This is a genomic window from Micromonospora peucetia (assembly GCF_900091625.1).
Lineage (GTDB): Bacteria > Actinomycetota > Actinomycetes > Mycobacteriales > Micromonosporaceae > Micromonospora > Micromonospora peucetia.
In genome coordinates, this window is sequence record NZ_FMIC01000002.1 from 2,570,324 (window position 1) to 2,586,348 (window position 16,025).

Sequence of the window (16,025 nt, forward strand, 5' to 3'; positions counted from 1 at the left end):
ACGTTAACGCAACGCGACGTTGCGTTGCAATTGCTGCGTCGGTCGGCCCGCGCGGCCTCGCCGTAGCGCTCCGTGCGCCACCCGCCGCCCCCTCTGAGCCGCTCAGTCGGTGGCCCCGACCAGCAGCTCCACCACCTCGCGGGTCGTCGTCGGCGCGCTGCCGTCCGCCGGGCAGTCCACGTAGCCGGTCTCCACGGCCCCGACGGTCAGCCGGTAGCTGAAGGCGTCCTGGCAGGCGGTGGGGGTCGACGGGCGACCGGCCTCGGTGGCGAGCGCGGGGTTCGCGGCGAGCTGGCGCAGCCGGTCCAGGTCTGTGCTGGAGAGCCGCCCGGTACGTCGCGACCCGGCGCGGTCGACGACGGCCCACCGCCCGTCGGGCTCCACCGTCACGGTGTCGCCGCGCCCGGCGAACCCGCCCGACCGGGTCAGCACGACGCGCGCCGTGGTGGCCGTCGGCCCGGGGGAGGCTGGCGTGGTCGATTCCGGGGACGGCGCGGTCGATGCCTGGGGCGGCGCGGAGGCAGTCGGGTGGCCGGTTCCGGGAGGGGCGGCCCGCTCCGGCGGCTCGGCCGCCGCACAGCCGGCAAGGACTGTTACCACCAGCGCGATCTTGACGCCGGCCATCGAAGCTGATCTCATTCCGCTCGGACGCGCGGTGCGGCGGTGCGGTTCCCGCCAGCCCCGATTCCACCGAACGGTCAGTGTCCGGGGCGGAATTCTGATCACCCCTTTTCTTTTGGATCGCCACATCGTTATATCTACATGTGTGACTACCCCTGTCACGCGCACCCCTTCAGGAGGGCACGTGAAAAGACCCCTTGCCGCCATCGGTACGGCCCTGCTCAGCAGCGGCCTGCTGACCGGCGTCGCCACCCCGGCGCTCGCGGCACCCCCCACCGCGCCAGCCCCGGGCGGGCCCGCCGCCGCTGCGGCGAGCGCCCTGCGGGCCAACCCCGGCGCCGTCCAGGGCACCGGTGCCGAGTCCTACCAGGTGCACAGCACCAAGGTGGACGCGAACGGCGCCGCGCACACCCGCTACACCCGGACCTACCAGGGCCTGCGGGTGTACGGCGGTGACTTCGTCATCCACACCGCGCCGGACGGCGGGTACGCCGGCTCCTCCGTCGGCCTGGACGCCCCACTGACCCTGCCCACGGGGGCGAAGGTCCCCGCCGCCGCCGCGAAGAAGGCCGCCCGCGCCGAGTTCTCCGGCACGCTCACCGCCGTGGGCGCCCCGGAGCTCTTCGTCGACGCCAGCTCCGGCAAGGGCCGGCTGGCCTGGGAGACTGTCGTCAGCGGCTGGCACCCGGACGGGCAGACCCCGTCGAAGTTCCACGTCATCACCGACGCCACCACCGGCAAGACCATCGGCTCGTACGACGAGATCGAGGCCGTCGCCGGCACGGGCAACAGCGTCTACTCCGGCTCGGTCACCGTGGACACCACGCTCTCCGGCAGCACGTACTCGATGGTCGACCCGCTGCGCGGCAACGGCTCCACCTGCGACATGAACAACGGCACGTCGACGTGCACCACGTTCACCGACGCCGACAACACCTGGGGCACCGGGGCCAGCTCCAACCGGCAGTCCGCCGCCGTGGACGCGCACTTCGGCGCTGCCAGGACGTTCGACTACTTCAAGAACGTGCACGGCCGCAACGGCATCTTCGGCGACGGCCGGGGTGTGCCCAGCCGGGTGCACTACGGCAACAACTACGTCAACGCCTTCTGGGACGGCTCCCGGATGACCTACGGCGACGGCTCGGGCAACGCCAATCCGCTGGTCTCCATCGACGTCGCCGCCCACGAGATGAGCCACGGCGTCACCGAGAACGTGGTCCCCGGCGGCCTGACCTACTCCGGTGAGTCCGGCGGCCTCAACGAGGCCACCAGCGACATCTTCGGCAACATGGTCGAGTTCTACGCCAACACCGCCGCCGACCCGGGCGACTACCAGGTCGGCGAAAAGATCAACATCAACGGCGACGGCACCCCGCTGCGCTACATGTACAACCCGACCCTGGACGGCTCGAGCGACAGCTGCTGGTCCACCTCCACCAAGAACAAGAACGTGCACTACTCGTCCGGCGTGGCCAACCACTTCTTCTTCAACCTCGCCGAGGGCACCGGGGCCACCCCGTACGGCACCTCGCCGATCTGCGGCTCCGCCCCGGCGGTGACCGGCATCGGCCGCGCCAAGGCCGAGAAGATCTGGTGGCGGGCGCTGGACGCGTACTTCACCTCCAACACGTCGTACGTGAACACCAGCAACCCGGCGAACACCGCCCGGGCGTACAGCCTGCGGGCCGCCACCGACCTGTACGGCACCTGCTCCACCGAGTACCGGACCGTCCAGGCGGCCTGGACGGCGGTGAACGTGGCCGGCAACGACGCGCCGTGTTCGACCGGAAACGACTTCTCGGTCTCGCTCTCGCCGACCTCCGGCGCGGTGAACCCGGGCGGCTCGGTGTCCACCACCGTGGCGACCGCCACCACCAGCGGCACGGCGCAGACCGTGACGCTGTCGGCGGCCGGCCTGCCGAGCGGGGCGACCGCCTCGTTCAGCCCGGCCTCGGTGACCTCGGGCGCCTCGTCGACCCTGACCGTCGCCACCACCGCCGCCACGCCGGCCGGCACCTACACGGTCACCGTGAACGGCGCCGGCTCGGTCACCCGCAGCGCCACCTACACGTTGACCGTGAACGGCACCGGCGGCGGCTGCACCAGCCCGGGTCAGAAGCTCGGCAACGCCGGCTTCGAATCCGGGGCCACCACCTGGTCGCAGAGCGCGGGCGTGATCGGCCAGCACGGCACCGCACAGCCGGCCCGCACCGGCACCTGGAGCGCGTGGCTGAACGGGTACGGCAGTACCCGCACCGAGACGCTCTCGCAGTCGGTGAGCCTGCCGGCGGCGTGCACGTCGTACAACTTCAGCTTCTGGCTGCACATCGATTCGACGGAGACCACCACCAGCACCGCGTACGACACGCTGCGGGTGCAGGTGCTCAACTCCTCCGGGACGGTGCTGGCGACCCTGGCCACGTACTCGAACCTGAACAAGGCCGCCGGGTACAGCCAGAAGTCGTTCTCGCTGGCCGCGTACAAGGGGCAGACCGTGACCCTGAAGTTCACCGGCACCGAGGACGCGTCGCTCAAGACGTCCTTCGTCGTGGACGACACCGCGCTCAACGTCTCCTGAAGTAGCCGTACCGTCGCCGGGCCCGGCGACCACCCCGCCAGGGTGGTCGCCGGGCCCTCGCCGTTATGGTCGCCGCACCGACGCGCCGTCGACCCCGGCGGCCGGGCGGGACGCTCGAAGGGGTGGTGACGGTGGCGGACGCGGAACTTCTCGTCGAGGTGACCGGGCCGGTGGCGACGGTGGTGATCCGGAACCCGGCCCGGCGCAATGCGATGACCACCGCGATGTGGCGGCGGCTGCCGGAGCTGCTCGACGGGCTGGAGGCCGATCCGGCCGTCCGGGCGCTGGTGCTCACCGGCGCCGGGGACACCTTCTGCGCCGGCGCGGACCTGGGCGACCTGGACGAGCTGCTGGACGCCGGTGACGCCAGCATCGCGGTGGCCGCCGAGGAGCGGCTCGCCGCGTTCGCCAAGCCGACCGTCGCCGCCGTCCGGGGCGCGTGCGTGGGCGGCGGCTGCCAGCTCGCCGTCGCGTGCGACCTGCGGATCGCCGCCGCCGACGCGCGGTTCGGCGTGCCGCCGGCGCGGCTTGGCCTGGTGTACCCGGCGCCGACCACCCGCCGGCTGGCCCGGCTGGTCGGTCCGGGCACGGCCAAGCACCTGCTCTTCACCGCCGAGCTGATCGACGCCGAACGCGCGCTGCGGGTCGGCCTGGCCGACGAGGTGCTGTCGGTCGACGGGCTCGCCGCTCGGGTGGACGAGCTCACCGCCGCCATGGTCGCCCGGTCGCAGCTCAGCGTCGCCGCCGCCAAGGAGATCATCGATGGCAGGGCGGACGAGGACCGGATCGCCTGGTGGCACGGGCAGGTCCGGGCCAGCGGCGAGGCCCGCGAGGGCGTCGCCGCCTTCCACGAGCGCCGCCCGCCCCGCTTCGGCTGGACGCCCGCCCGGCCCTGACGGCCGTCTGCCCCGCACCGGCACCCGCACCGGCTTCCCAGACAACGACTGTCCTCACATTCGTCAGACAGAATGCCCCGGGGGAACACGGGTATGACACCGGCATCGACGAAGGGCGGGGGTCACTGTGGATGGCGCAGCGTCGAAACGGTCACGGATCCGGCGAGGCCGCCGCCGGTTCCTGCTGCTGAACGTCGGCGTGGCGCTGCTCGGCGCCCTCGCCGGCGCGGGGCTGGTCGCGCTCGGCATCGGATTCGATCTGGACGTGCCCGCCTGGGGCGAACCGCCGGGCTGGGCGACTGTGCTCGGGGCGATCCTGGTCGGCGCGGGGGCGGTCACTCTGGTCGGCGGCATGCTCTATCTCGTCGGGACCGGTCTATACCGGCGCAACGCGCGCTCCCCGCTGTGGGGCGAGAACCGGGCGCGCCGGCGCGAGCTGGTCCGGCAGGCGCGGGGTCTGCTGCCGGTGCCGGACGTGGACCTGCCGCTGGTACGCCGGGTGGCCGCGCAGATGGACGGCCAGTGGACACAGTGGATTCCGCTGTCCGGGGTGGTCCTGGCGCAGATCGGGCAGGTGTTCATCCGGTGGGGCCCGGGGTGGCTGGCGCTGGCGCTGCTGGTGACCGTGGCGTCCGGCCTGCCCGCCGCGCTGATCGCCCGGCACGAGGGGCAGGCGCGGGCGTTCCTGCGTGCCCACCCCGAGCCGCCGGCGTCGAAGAAAGAACCGACCGGGTGAGCCTCTCACCGGACCGGGGGCCGGCGGGTGCCGCGCCGAGGGGCGTACCCCCGACGCGGCCCCCCGTTCCCGCCGGCCGGTCCGTCACCGCCCGGCCAGCGACGCCCAGCTCGGGGTCGCCGGCTCGCGCCGCAGCGGCATGCCCGCCTCGGCGGGCGTCCGGTCGCCCTTGCGCTGGTTGCACCCGTAGCAGGCGGCGGTCGTGTTCCGCCAGGTGTTCCGGCCGCCGCGCGAGCGGGGCAGCACGTGGTCGATCGTGCCGCCCGGCTCCCCGCAGTACGCGCAGCGGCCCCCGTCCCGGCGCAGCACCCCGGCCCGGGACCAGGCCGGGCCGGCGCTGAACCGCCACCGGGTCACCACGTAGCGGACGAGGCGCACCACCCGGGGGACCGGGAAGATCCCGATCAGCCGGTCTGGCTCGGCCTCGTGGATCTCGGCGACCCGCCGGCAGAGCATCCGGATCGCGTGTTTGACGGTGACCCGGTGCAGCGGGCCGAGGTCGGCGTTGACGACGAGGACTGCGTCCACCGGTGTCTCCCTTCGTGGCGGTGACGATCTGGGCGGGCCGGACAGCGAAAGAGCCGCCCGGTCCGGGTGCGTGCGGACGGGCGGCTCGACGTCGTGCGGGCACACGTCAGTCGGGCCGGCCGCCCCCGGGGTCTTCGGCGCGGTGACCGCCGCCGCTCGCCGCCGCCGGACGGGTGGGCAGGCACGACGGCACACAGGTGACGTGCGACATCGACATGACCAGCTCCCGTGGCGGTGGTTGACCTTGCCCGATCACGGTAGGTCGGCGGGGGACAGAGCGGCAACGGATTTCGATCGAGGGGCCGCCTCGCCCGGGCGGCGCTGCCGGCGGGCCCGGCCGGCGGCCCGTGCGGCGGCCAGCGGCCGGTCGATGCGTACGGCCATCCGGGCGGTCAGTTCGCTCTCCAGCAGCGGCCGGTTGACCTCCCCGGCGACCGCGAGCGCCGGGCCGGAGACGGTACGCCAGATGGCGGCCAGCCCGGCCCCCAGCCCGAGCAGGGCCACAGCGGCCCGGGTCACCGGCGAACCGGCGGCGGCGAGCGCGCTCACCCCCACCACGGCGAAGAGCGCTGCCAGCAGCGGCACGAGCACCGGCCAGAAGATCCCCCGGGCGGCCCGTGCCACCAGCTTCCGGTCCCGGATGATCAGGTTCCGGGCGACGATCGCGTAGTCCTCCTCGTCCAGCAGGTCCCTGGGGTGCAGCCCGCCGGTGAGCACGCCCTGCCACAGCTCGCCCTGGTTGCGCAGCTCCCGGGCCAGCTCGGGCAGCCCCGCCTCGGTTGGGTCACCCACGCCCGCCCGGGTGACCGCCGACGCCCACGCCGACAGCGACCGCCGGACCACCGCGGCCGAGTACGGGGGCAGCACGCTGGCCAACTCGCCCAGCCAACGCCCGATCTCGATGTGCCGGCCGCCGAAGCGGCGGGCCACCTGCTCGGCCTCGCCGTGCCGGACGGTGTCGGCGAGCGAGCGCCCCAGCCGGTACGCCAGCCCCACCCGCTGGTTGGTGGCCATCGTCCAGCGCAGCAGCTCCACGTTCAGGTCGTCGACGGCGAGCAGCAGCGCGTCGGCGCCCACGGCCGTGTCGGCCAGCCGGGCGTGGGCGTCGGCGGGGGTGGGCACGGGTCCGACCCGCCGGGTCAGCTCGGCGATCTGGGCGAGCGCGACCTCCACGCCGTCCAGGTACATCCGCATTCGCCGCCGCCCCGACATCTCGGTCAGGTTGGACAGCTTCGCCGGCGCGCCCGCCGGCCGGTCGGCCCCGGTGTCGCGCAGCTCGGCGGTCCGCGCGTGGTGGTAGGCGTCCGCCATCCACCAGCCGAGCCGCAGGGCGGTCACGATGCAGGCCCGCTCGTCCCGGATCAGCGGGTACGCGTCGTCCCGCGGCACATCGGCGACGAGCGGGCCGTCGTCCGCGTGCGGCGACATTCCGCGCTGACCTCCCGGCTCACTCCAGACGGTCAGCCTAGGCGAGTCAAGCGCGCCATTTATCCGCTTTCGTCACGCTCGTCCAGCGTGCGTCGCAGCGTCGTCGCCTGTACCGGGCGCGCACCGCGGCGCCGTCGCCGTCACCTGCGTCCGGCGAGCAGGCCCCGGGGGCGGATCGAGCGGACCGGCTCCGCCGCGCCGCCCTCGGCCCGCAGGATGTGGTTGGCCGCGATGATCCCGGTCGCCGCCGACCGCTCCATCAGCGCGCTCGGGAAGTCCGTCCGGATGCCGTCGCCGGCCAGGTAGAGCCCGTCGGCGTCGGTACGCACCCCGGGCCGCCAGGCGTGGCTGCCGGGCGTGAACGCCGGTGCCTGCGCCGCCACCCGGGCCCGCAACTCGCGGACCCGCAGCCCCGTCACCTCCGGCCAGAGCGCGGCCAGCTCGACCCGCATCCGTTCGGCCAGCTCCCCGGCGGACACGCCCGCCTCGCACGCGTACGCGTGCAGCTCCACGACCGAGCCGCCGGTGCGCTCCGCCCAGCGGCGCGACTCGTTCTCCAGCCGGTGATAGAGGGTCACCGAGTCCAGGGTGGGCTGCCGGGACACCCCGCTGAACACCGCCCGGTCGGCGGACACGTCCCCGTCGCACCAGTAGCGCGCCACCGCGTACGGCGGACCGGGCCGGCCGAACGCGGGCATCCGGGCCACCAGTCGGGGCGCGTGGGTGGCAAGGCCGGGCGAGGCCGCGACCAGCGTGGCCAGGGCGGGCGGGTCGACGGCGAGCACCACGTGCCCGGCCGGGTACGACGTGCCGTCGGCGGTCGCCACCCGCCAGCCGGCGCCGTCGCGGATCAGGGCGGTGACGGCGGCGCCGGTGACCACCCGGCCGCCGTGCTGCCGCACGTGCCGGGTCAGCGGCTCCCAGATCGCCGTCGCGTAGTCCTCGTCGGGGCAGTCGAAGGCCAGCCCCTCCGGATTGCCCAGCAGGTAGAAGTGGAACTGCGCGATCATTTCGGCGGCCGACATCTCCGCCTCGTGGTTGAAGAACGAGTGCGAGAAGACCTCGAAGAGCATCGCGCGGGCCCGGTCGGGCAGCCGCAGCGAGGCGAGCAGTGCGTCGGCGGTGGTGTCGTCGAACTCGGCGTAGGTGCGCTTCGGGTCGTACGTGAGCAGCGGCAGCGCCGCGTCCCGGTCCATCCCACGCAGGTCACCCAGGCGCAGGCTGGGGCTGCGCAGCAGCAGCGCCAGCAGGTTCATCGGCGGCGCGGGCGGCAGCCGGCCGAACTCCTCGGTCGGCCACTGCCCGCTCAGGACCGGGTAGCCCGGAACCGGCCGCAGGAAGCCGAGCCCCGGGTCGGCGCGACGCAGGATCGAGCGCCAGTTGTAGTACTGCCGGAAGAACGCGTGGAAGCCGTGCTCGTTCATCTGCCGGGTGCCGTCGGTGAGCGTCTCCGGCCAGGCCCCGAGCCGCCCGCCGAGGGTCGGCGCCGCCTCCAGCACGGTCACCGTCACCCCGCGCTCGGCCAGCACCACCGCCGTCGACATACCGGCGATCCCGCCGCCGACCACCACGACCTCCACCTGGCGCGGCACGCGGGGGGCGCCGCCACCGCCCGGGTCCACCTCGTGCTCGCGTACGCCGATGAGCCGACCGACCACTTGCGACAGCGCCATGTGCACCTTCCGCCCGGTGTGCCTCCAGTCTGCCCTGAGGTGGAAGGAAGGGCCCTTCCTTTCACGTCGGAGGCGGCGGCGGGCAGCGGCGCTGCCGGTCGGAGGCGGGCCAGACGTACTCCAGGTCGGGCGGGACGTCGTCGCCGAAGATCGGGCCGTAGTGCCCGGGGTCCTTGCGCAGCAGCGACGAGCGGTGGCTCAGGTGCAGGTCGTCGCGGCCCAGCCAGGGCGGCAGCTCCCCGGCCTCGGCCAGCTCCCGCTGGGTGCGGACCCGGTTCAGGCCGCAGGCGGCGGCGAGGTCGGTGGTCATCGTGGCCGCGCAGGTGTCGGCCCGACCGGGCTCGCACCAGACGGCGCAGACGTCCAGTCCGTACCGGGTGAGGGCCTCCTCGTACCCGGCCCACATCTTCACCGCCGGATGGTTGCGCCAGCCGTACGTGGGCCAGGTCAGGCCGCGCAGCACCTGGATGGCCTCCACCCGCTGCTTGCCCAGCCGCCGCTGGTCCAGCGTCCGGGCACTGGCCAGAAAGTCCGGGTACGGCAGGAACGTCTGCATACCGGTGCTCTACCCGTCGCCGGGCGGGACATGCCGACGCGACCAGCGTTCATGATCAAGGGGGCTGCGCTCGGCGCGACCGGCTGACTACGATGCGGCACATGCCGGAGCCCCTGTTGGATCGTGCGCGGCGTGCCAGCCGGCGGCTTCGGGTCAACGGGGACGCGCGGGCGGCGCACTACGTGATCTGTGGCCGCGACGCCCTCGCCTACTGGGTGGTGCGGGCGTTGCTCGCCACCGAGCTCCAGGCCGGTCGCGTCCGGATCACCCTGGTCGTGCCGGAACGACCGCGCTCCGACGAGCCCGACGGGCGGGACCTCCAGGGCGTCGAGGTGGTACGCGCCGACCGGCTGGACGAGGTCACCTTCCGCCGGGCAGGGCTGGCCGGCGCCGACGGGCTGGCCCTGCTGCACCAGGACGACGTCGGCAACATGCACGCCGCGCTCTGCGCGCAGGAGGTCGAGCCCCGGCTGCGCCTGGTGGTGCGGATGTTCAACACCGGTCTCGCCAACGGGGTGCGGCGGATCTTCCCCGACTCGGCGGTGCTCTCCGACGCCTCGATGGCCGCCCCGGCCTTCGTGGCCGCCGCGCTCGGCGAGGTCGCACCCACCCATTTCCGGCACGGCGGACGCACCCTCTACGTGGCCCGCCGCGACGACGTACGCCCCACCGACGTGGTCTGCGGGGTGGCCGACACCCGCGATCCACAGCAGGTCCGGCTGCTGCCCGCCGACGGGTCGGTGGCCGACCTGGTGATCGCCGAGGCGACCGGGACACCGCCCGGGACGGAGTTGGCCGCCCGCCGGCTGGTGCGGGCCCGCCGGCGCCGCCGACCCCTGACGGTGCTGCTGCGCGCGGTACGCAGCTTCGCCACCCGCAAGATCGGCCTCGCGGTGATCGTGCTGCTGGCGGTGATCGGTGTGCTCGGCTGGCTCAACGGCTACGCCTCGCACAAGGGCTGGGCCGACTCGCTCTACCTCACGCTGGTCACCACGCTGACCGGGCAGGATCCGGATCCGGACAAGTCGGCCGCCGAGCAGGTCATGCAGGTGGTGCTCAACCTGGCCGGGCTGGCGCTGATCCCGCTGATCACCGCCGTGGTGGTGGACGGCATAGTCAACGCCCGGCTGGCCCTGCACTCCGGCCGCATCCAGCCCGAGCGCTCCGGGCACGTGGTGGTGGTCGGGCTGGGCAACGTCGGCACCCGGGTGATGGCCCAGCTCTGCGACTTCGGCGTCGAGGTGGTGGCGATCGACAGGGTGCCCGAGCCGCGCGGTGCCGCGCTGGCCCGACGGCTGGGCGTACCGCTGATCGTGGGGGACGCCGCGTTGGAGGAGACCCTCCAGTCCGCGTCCGTGGGTGGCTGCCAGGCGCTGGTGGTGGTCTCCACCGACGACGAGACCAACCTCCAGGCGGCACTCAACGGCCTGGCCGTCAATTCAGAACTCCAGGTGGTGCTGCGCCTCTTCGACGGCCACTTCGCCGAACGCATCCAGCAGGCGTTCGGCATCGGCGTCTCGCGCAGCGTGTCCTACCTCGCCGCGCCGTCGTTCGCCGCCGCGCTGCTGGACCGCGCGGTGATCGCCACCATCCCGGTCGGCCGGCACGCGCTGCTGGTCACCGAGGTCTCCGTCGCCGCCGGATCGTCACTGGACGGACGGCCGCTCGCCGCTGTCGGGCCGACCGAGAGCGTACGCCTGCTGGCGCACGCCCGGGCCGGTCAGCGCCTCGACTGGGCCCCCGATCCGCGCCTGGTGATCGTCGCGGGCGACCGGCTGACGGTGGTGGCCCGCCGGGCCGGCCTGAACGCCCTGCTCCGCGAGGCCGCGCCACCCCTGCCGGAGGACCCGGTCCCGCCCGTGCCCCGGCAACCGGAGGAGTGACGGCCAGTCCCGCCGAAGGCGTAACCGGAGGGCGCCGCCGGCGAGCACGGCGGCTGCCGGCCAACATGCGGCCGGTCCGGCCTTGCGTTCCACCCGGCGCGCCGAGCGTCCCGCCTGCCGGCGCAGCCCAGTTGGCCGGGCAGGGGTCTCCCACCCTCGGTTGAGGCCGAGTAAGGTGCGCCCGTGCTTGGTGGTGGGGTGGGCCGACGGCTTCGCGGCGTGCAAAGGCGGCGGCGCGGTAACGCGATCGTGCGGTGGCTGTGGGGCCGGCCCTTGTGGTGGTACGCGGTGGCCGGCATGGTCGCGGTGGTGCTCGTGGGTTGGGCGGTCTGGCCGGACGAGGAGCCGGAGCCGCGCCAGCGCGAGTACCGGGCCGAGACGGCCTGCCTGTTGACCGGCAACCAGGGCGTCGTGGCGGCCGAGGCGCGCCCAGTGTGGGCCGGCATGCAGGAGGCCTCGCTCACCACCCAGGTCAAGGTGCAGTACCTCGAGGTGGACGGTCCGCAGACGGTTGAGAACGCTGAGACGTTCCTCGCCAGCCTGGTGCAGAGCCGCTGTGATGTTGTTCTCACGGTGGGCGGGGCTCCCGTGGAGGCGGTCCGGGCTACGGCGGCACGATTCCCCGCTACCCGATTTGTTGCTTTTGGCCCGGCCGTCGCGACCCACAACGTGTCCGTTGTGGAGGCATCCGACCGGGATGCGGTGCAGCGGGAGGCGCGAGGGATCGTCGCCGGGCTGGCATCCGGCAAGGACTGACCACTCCAAGGATCCTTTCAGGATTGGCCGTCGGACACCTTGTGTCGAAGATCAGCCAGGCTCCACACTCTGCGATGACTTTTTGCTGAGCAGGGGAGAGACCGGCCATGCGCCGATCCGTCAACAGCGTCACGCGCCGTGCGGCGCTCGTGATCGCGGTGGTCTTCGGGCTGACTTTCGCCGTACCGCCCGAGGCGGTGCGGCCGGGCGGAGAGTTCCCGCTCACCTGGCTCACCTGGTTCGCAGAGCGGCCGGCCTGGTCGGCGGCTGCGGCCTTCGTCGGCCTGCCCGTGCAGGAGAAGGGGAAGCCGGTAGCGTTCGACCCGCACGTGGCGGCGTCGGCGACGGACGCCGGGCAGGGCGCCGGGCGGGCGCCGAAGCCGGCCCCGGGCACCCTGGAGCCCTACCAGCCGCACCGGATCGAGGTCACCCCCGAGACGACCGGGGTCGCCGAGCCGGGCTTCGACGCCCGGACCAGCAAGCGGGATGCGAAGAAGTCGAGCGCCCGCTCGGACGTCTTCACCAACGCCGACGGCTCCTTCACCAAGCGCACCTACGACCGCCCGGTCAACTACCGGGCGGCGGGCGGCAGCTGGCAGAAGATCGACTCGAACCTGGCCCGCCGCTCCGACGGCCGGCTGCACGTCACGGCGAACCGCCTCGGCGTCTCGGTCGCCGGCGGTGCCCCGGCGCCGACCGCGCGGGCGGCGGCCGGCGCCGACGTGCGGGACGTTGCGGCCGACCTCGCCCGGCTCACCCTGCCCACCGGCGAGAGCGTCGGCTACCAGCTGCAGGGCGGCACCGTCGGCACGCCGGAGGTGGCCGGGGCGACTGCCCGCTACCGGGACATCCTGCCGGACACCGACCTGGAGCTGACCACCTTCGACGCTGGGGTCAAGGAGACCCTGGTGCTGCGCTCGCCGCAGGCGGCGTCGACCTGGGTGTTCCCGTTGCGGCTCACCGGCCTGACCCCCCGGCTCACCGCCAACGGCTCGGTGGAGCTGCTCGACGCGGCCGGCAAGGCGGTGGCCTGGTTCCCGCACGGTTCGATGCAGGACTCGAAGGTCGACCCGAAGTCCGGCGCGCCGGCCGAGTCCGACGCGGTGACCTTCGAGATCGTCACCGTGGACGGAGCCCCGGCGCTGAAGGTGATAGCCGACCAGGCCTGGCTGCGCGACCCGGCCCGCCAGTATCCGGTGCGGGTGGACCCGACCATGACCACCGGCACCACCGGTGACGTCTTTGTCGACAACGACTCCGAGACCACCAGCCACAACGGCGACAACCTGCCGGTCGGCACCTACAACGGCGGCACCGTAAAGGCGCGGTCGTTCATCCACTTCGATGAGTTCGCCAGCGACGGCTCTCGACGCTGGCCAACCCGACGGCCGGCGCGCAGATGGCCTACACCTACAACACCCTGTCCCAGGTCACGAAGATCACCTACGGGTCGAACGGCAACACCCGCAACTTCACCTTCGACCCCCTGCGGCGGCTCAAGGACGACGAGCTGAAGTCGTCGTCCAACGGGGCGTCGCTGGCGAAGATCACGTACGGCTGGGACGAGAACAGCAACATCGTCTCGAAGGCGACGACCGGCTTCGCCGGCTCGGCGACGAACACCTACAGCTACGACCTGGCCGACCGGCTGACGTCGTGGAACAACGGCACCAGCACCACCGTGTACGCCTACGACAAGTCCGGTAACCGGGTGCAGAACGGCTCCAAGCTGTTCACCTACGACCAGCGGAACCGGCTGTTCGCCGCGGACGGGGTCACCTACACCTACACCGCCCGGGGCACCCTCGCGGAGGCCGGCGGCAACGTCACCCGCACCGACGCGTTCGGGCAGGTGGTGTCGCAGCAGGCCGCGGGTGGCACGCAGACCTACACGTACGACGGTCTGGGCCGCGCGATCCGCCCCGGCCACTCGTACACCGGTCTCGGCAACGACCTGGCCGGCGACGCGAGCGCGACCTACGTGCGGGGGCCGTCCGGCGATGTGGTCGGCACGACTGCGGGTGGCAGCCAGCGGATGGTCTGGACGGACCTGCACACCGACGTGGTCGGGCAGTTCACTGCGACCGGGGCGGCGCTGTCGGGGTCGGTGACCTACGACCCGCTGGGCAAGGTGCTCAGCACCAGCGGCCTGCTCGGCCAGCTCGGCTACCAGTCGGAGTGGACGGACGCGCTGACCAGCCGGGTGAACATGCACGCCCGCTGGTACAACACGGACACCGGTCAGTTCGATACGCGGGACACGGCGAGCAACAGTCCGATCCCGGACTCGATCAACGCCAACCGGTACCAGTACGGCGACGCGAACCCGCTGACAGTGACCGACCCGACCGGGCACTGGGGCTGGGGCAGCGTGAAGAAGTCCTTCTCCCGCGCGGTCAGTTCGGTGTCGTCGACCGTCCGTTCGTACGCCTCGTCGGCTTACTCGTACACCTCGTCGTACGCGTCGCGGGCCTACTCGTACGCCTCGTCGGCCTACAGCTCGGCGAAGGCGACGGTCAAGAAGACCGTCAAGCGGGCCAAGTCGGTGGTCAAGAAGAAATACCAACAGGCGAAACGTAAGTACAGCCAGGTCAAGAAGAAGATCCAGAAGAAGTACAACCAGGTCAAACGGGCGGCCAAGAAGAAGATCGACCAGGGTAAGAAGTGGGCGGCGAAGAAGGTCGCGGAGGCCAAGAAGCGCGCCAAGCAAGCGGCGGCCAAGGCGAAGCAGGCCGGTAAGAAGATCGCGGCGAAGGCACACAGAGCGGTCAAGAAGGCCGCCAGCCAGGTGAGCGACGCGGCGAAGGCAGCGACGAAGTGGGTCAAGGACCACAAGGATGTCCTGCTGGAGGTCGCCGCGATCGGCGGGGCGATCCTCGCCGGCATCGCCTGCACGGCGGTGACCGCCGGTGCTGGGGCGATCGCCTGCATGGTCGGCGCCGGTGCGTTGATCAATCTGGCGAAGGACGCCGCGCAGGGTGACATCCACAGCGTCGGCGACGCGCTGGGCTCCCTCGGGACCGGTGCGGTCTCCGGTCTGATCGGCGGCGCGGGCGGCGCCATCGCCGCCAAGGTCGGCGTCGCGTTGGCCAAGAAGGCCGGCACCGGCCTGACGGGCCGGCTGGCGACCGAGGCGGCCGAGAACGGCATCGAGGACGGGATCGAGCAGCTCGCCACGACGGGTACCTACAACCCGCGGGCGGCTGCGGAGAACATGGTGCCGGGGCTGGGCGGGCTGAGCCGCAAGGGCGGTGGTGGCGCGCGTTCCGGCGGGGCCTCCAGTGGTGGCTCCGGCGGCGGGGGCGGCTACAACCCGCTCGGCCTCTCCGTCGGCGGAGGCCAACGAGGCTGTTCGACGCACAGCTTCGACCCGAAGACCCCGGTGCTGATGGCCGACGGCACCAGCCGGCCGATCGAGGACGTCAACGTCGGTGACAAGGTCCTGGCCACCGACCCGGTCGCCGGCACCTCGGAGCCGAAGCAGGTCACCCAACTGCACCGCAACACCGACAAGGACCTGACCGACCTGACCGTCCGCGACCAGGACGGCAAGGTGACGAAGGTCGAGACCACCTGGCACCACCCGTTCTGGAACGCCTCGCAGCGGAAGTGGGACGACGCCAAGGACCTGAAGCCGGGCACGAAGCTACTGGTCCGCGGAAAGGGCGCGGTCACCGTCGTCGCGGTGCTCAACAAGCTCGGCGCCGAGGAGATGCGCGACCTCACGGTCGCCGACATCCACACGTACTATGTGGTAGCCGGCAACACGCCCGTCCTGGTCCACAACTGTGGAGGATATCCACACGATGGCGGCATATATGGTCAATTGACCCCATCGGGCAGTGGTCATCAGGTAAATCACATGCCGCAGAAGGCCGCCACGAAGGGTTACATTACCGAATACAGCGGTCCAGCTATTCGCATGGAAACGAAAGACCATCGGGAGGTGAACTCGACAGGAAGTGGCGCGGCCGCTCAGAAGTGGCTCACTCGACAGCGAGCGTTCGTTGACTCGGGTCGAATCGATCAGGCAATGCAAAATGATATCGACGACGTGGTCTCCAGGTTCCCTGGGAAATATAACAATTCCATCGGCGAGATGATCGCAGCCTTGCCGAGAAATGGTCAGTATCAGCGTGCGCGTAAAGTCAAAGGCTCCGTCCATGTGCAGCTAGCGCTCTGGTAGGGCCATGCGCATGACGTCTGCTGCTGTGCCGATCGAATAAATAAGAAAGTGAACCCGAGGGTGGGTAATGGATATTATTTTAGATCCCCCGCGGGGTGCCGCGGGCGTGCAACTTGGCACTACCATCTCGGAGGCTGAGCGGGCTCTTTCTCGCCTTCCCCATTATGAGGGGCCCGGGCGCTCA

At 72.1% G+C, this 16,025-nt stretch carries 12 protein-coding genes; 7 read left to right on the forward strand and 5 right to left on the reverse strand.

Annotated features, from left to right (window positions below; genetic code table 11):
* Window positions 1-102 precede the first annotated feature (102 nt).
* On the reverse strand, window positions 103-624 hold the full coding sequence (locus GA0070608_RS12025) for a hypothetical protein (RefSeq protein ID WP_091626846.1): 522 nt from the start codon (window positions 622-624) through the stop codon (window positions 103-105).
* Between the two features lie 181 nt (window positions 625-805).
* Between GA0070608_RS12025 and GA0070608_RS12030 the strand changes: the two genes are divergently transcribed.
* The 3 genes from GA0070608_RS12030 (at window position 806) to GA0070608_RS12040 (ending at window position 4,831) form a co-directional block, all read left to right on the forward strand.
* Window positions 806-3,199, forward strand: a complete 2,394-nt coding sequence (locus tag GA0070608_RS12030; RefSeq protein ID WP_091626850.1) for a M4 family metallopeptidase — start codon at window positions 806-808, stop codon at window positions 3,197-3,199.
* A gap of 125 nt (window positions 3,200-3,324) precedes the next feature.
* Window positions 3,325-4,095: an enoyl-CoA hydratase/isomerase family protein gene (locus tag GA0070608_RS12035; RefSeq protein WP_091626854.1), complete on the forward strand. Its 771-nt coding sequence runs from the start codon at window positions 3,325-3,327 to the stop codon at window positions 4,093-4,095.
* Window positions 4,096-4,222: 127 nt separating this feature from the next.
* Entirely contained in the window at window positions 4,223-4,831 is a 609-nt protein-coding gene (locus GA0070608_RS12040; protein WP_091626858.1) for a hypothetical protein, read from the forward strand.
* Between the two features lie 84 nt (window positions 4,832-4,915).
* On the opposite strand, the gene GA0070608_RS12045 is transcribed toward GA0070608_RS12040, so the two are convergent.
* From GA0070608_RS12045 to GA0070608_RS12060, 4 genes are all read right to left on the reverse strand, one after another.
* Complete coding sequence (locus GA0070608_RS12045; protein WP_091626863.1) at window positions 4,916-5,359, reverse strand: HNH endonuclease; 444 nt, start codon at window positions 5,357-5,359, stop codon at window positions 4,916-4,918.
* A 252-nt stretch (window positions 5,360-5,611) separates the two neighbouring features.
* Window positions 5,612-6,787: a hypothetical protein gene (locus GA0070608_RS12050; RefSeq protein ID WP_091626867.1), complete on the reverse strand. Its 1,176-nt coding sequence runs from the start codon at window positions 6,785-6,787 to the stop codon at window positions 5,612-5,614.
* Window positions 6,788-6,927: 140 nt separating this feature from the next.
* Window positions 6,928-8,460 (reverse strand): FAD-dependent oxidoreductase, encoded by a 1,533-nt coding sequence (locus GA0070608_RS12055; RefSeq protein WP_091626870.1) that lies wholly within the window; start codon window positions 8,458-8,460, stop codon window positions 6,928-6,930.
* A gap of 61 nt (window positions 8,461-8,521) precedes the next feature.
* The gene (locus tag GA0070608_RS12060) at window positions 8,522-9,016 is read right to left on the reverse strand and encodes an MSMEG_6728 family protein (RefSeq protein WP_091626873.1); all 495 of its coding nucleotides are present in this window, start codon (window positions 9,014-9,016) and stop codon (window positions 8,522-8,524) included.
* Window positions 9,017-9,117: 101 nt separating this feature from the next.
* Here GA0070608_RS12060 and GA0070608_RS12065 point away from each other — a divergent pair, with 101 nt between their 5' ends.
* The 4 genes from GA0070608_RS12065 to GA0070608_RS12075 all read left to right on the forward strand — a co-directional run bounded on the left by GA0070608_RS12065 (window position 9,118) and on the right by GA0070608_RS12075 (window position 15,841).
* Complete coding sequence (locus tag GA0070608_RS12065; RefSeq protein ID WP_245715773.1) at window positions 9,118-10,899, forward strand: potassium channel protein; 1,782 nt, start codon at window positions 9,118-9,120, stop codon at window positions 10,897-10,899.
* A gap of 288 nt (window positions 10,900-11,187) precedes the next feature.
* The gene (locus GA0070608_RS12070; protein ID WP_141719456.1) at window positions 11,188-11,655 is read left to right on the forward strand and encodes a type 1 periplasmic-binding domain-containing protein; all 468 of its coding nucleotides are present in this window, start codon (window positions 11,188-11,190) and stop codon (window positions 11,653-11,655) included.
* 107 nt (window positions 11,656-11,762) lie between these two features.
* A complete protein-coding gene (locus tag GA0070608_RS31975) occupies window positions 11,763-13,169 on the forward strand; it encodes a hypothetical protein (RefSeq protein ID WP_141719457.1) in 1,407 nt (468 codons plus the stop codon).
* Window positions 13,055-15,841, forward strand: coding sequence for a polymorphic toxin-type HINT domain-containing protein (locus GA0070608_RS12075; protein ID WP_091626885.1), 2,787 nt, complete (start codon window positions 13,055-13,057; stop codon window positions 15,839-15,841). The genes GA0070608_RS31975 and GA0070608_RS12075 overlap by 115 nt, the downstream gene beginning before the upstream one ends.
* Window positions 15,842-16,025 lie beyond the last annotated feature (184 nt).

What these genes read in the sequence shown, in the direction of transcription:
- GA0070608_RS12025 (WP_091626846.1), bottom strand. Translation starts at nt 624, where the DNA reads ATGGCCGGCGTCAAGATCGCGCTGGTGGTAACAGTCCTTGCCGGCTGT.
- GA0070608_RS12055 (WP_091626870.1), bottom strand. Translation starts at nt 8,460, where the DNA reads ATGGCGCTGTCGCAAGTGGTCGGTCGGCTCATCGGCGTACGCGAGCAC.
- GA0070608_RS12075 (WP_091626885.1), top strand. Translation starts at nt 13,055, where the DNA reads ATGGCCTACACCTACAACACCCTGTCCCAGGTCACGAAGATCACCTAC.
- GA0070608_RS12060 (WP_091626873.1), bottom strand. Translation starts at nt 9,016, where the DNA reads ATGCAGACGTTCCTGCCGTACCCGGACTTTCTGGCCAGTGCCCGGACG.
- GA0070608_RS12065 (WP_245715773.1), top strand. Translation starts at nt 9,118, where the DNA reads ATGCCGGAGCCCCTGTTGGATCGTGCGCGGCGTGCCAGCCGGCGGCTT.
- GA0070608_RS12050 (WP_091626867.1), bottom strand. Translation starts at nt 6,787, where the DNA reads ATGTCGCCGCACGCGGACGACGGCCCGCTCGTCGCCGATGTGCCGCGG.
- GA0070608_RS31975 (WP_141719457.1), top strand. Translation starts at nt 11,763, where the DNA reads ATGCGCCGATCCGTCAACAGCGTCACGCGCCGTGCGGCGCTCGTGATC.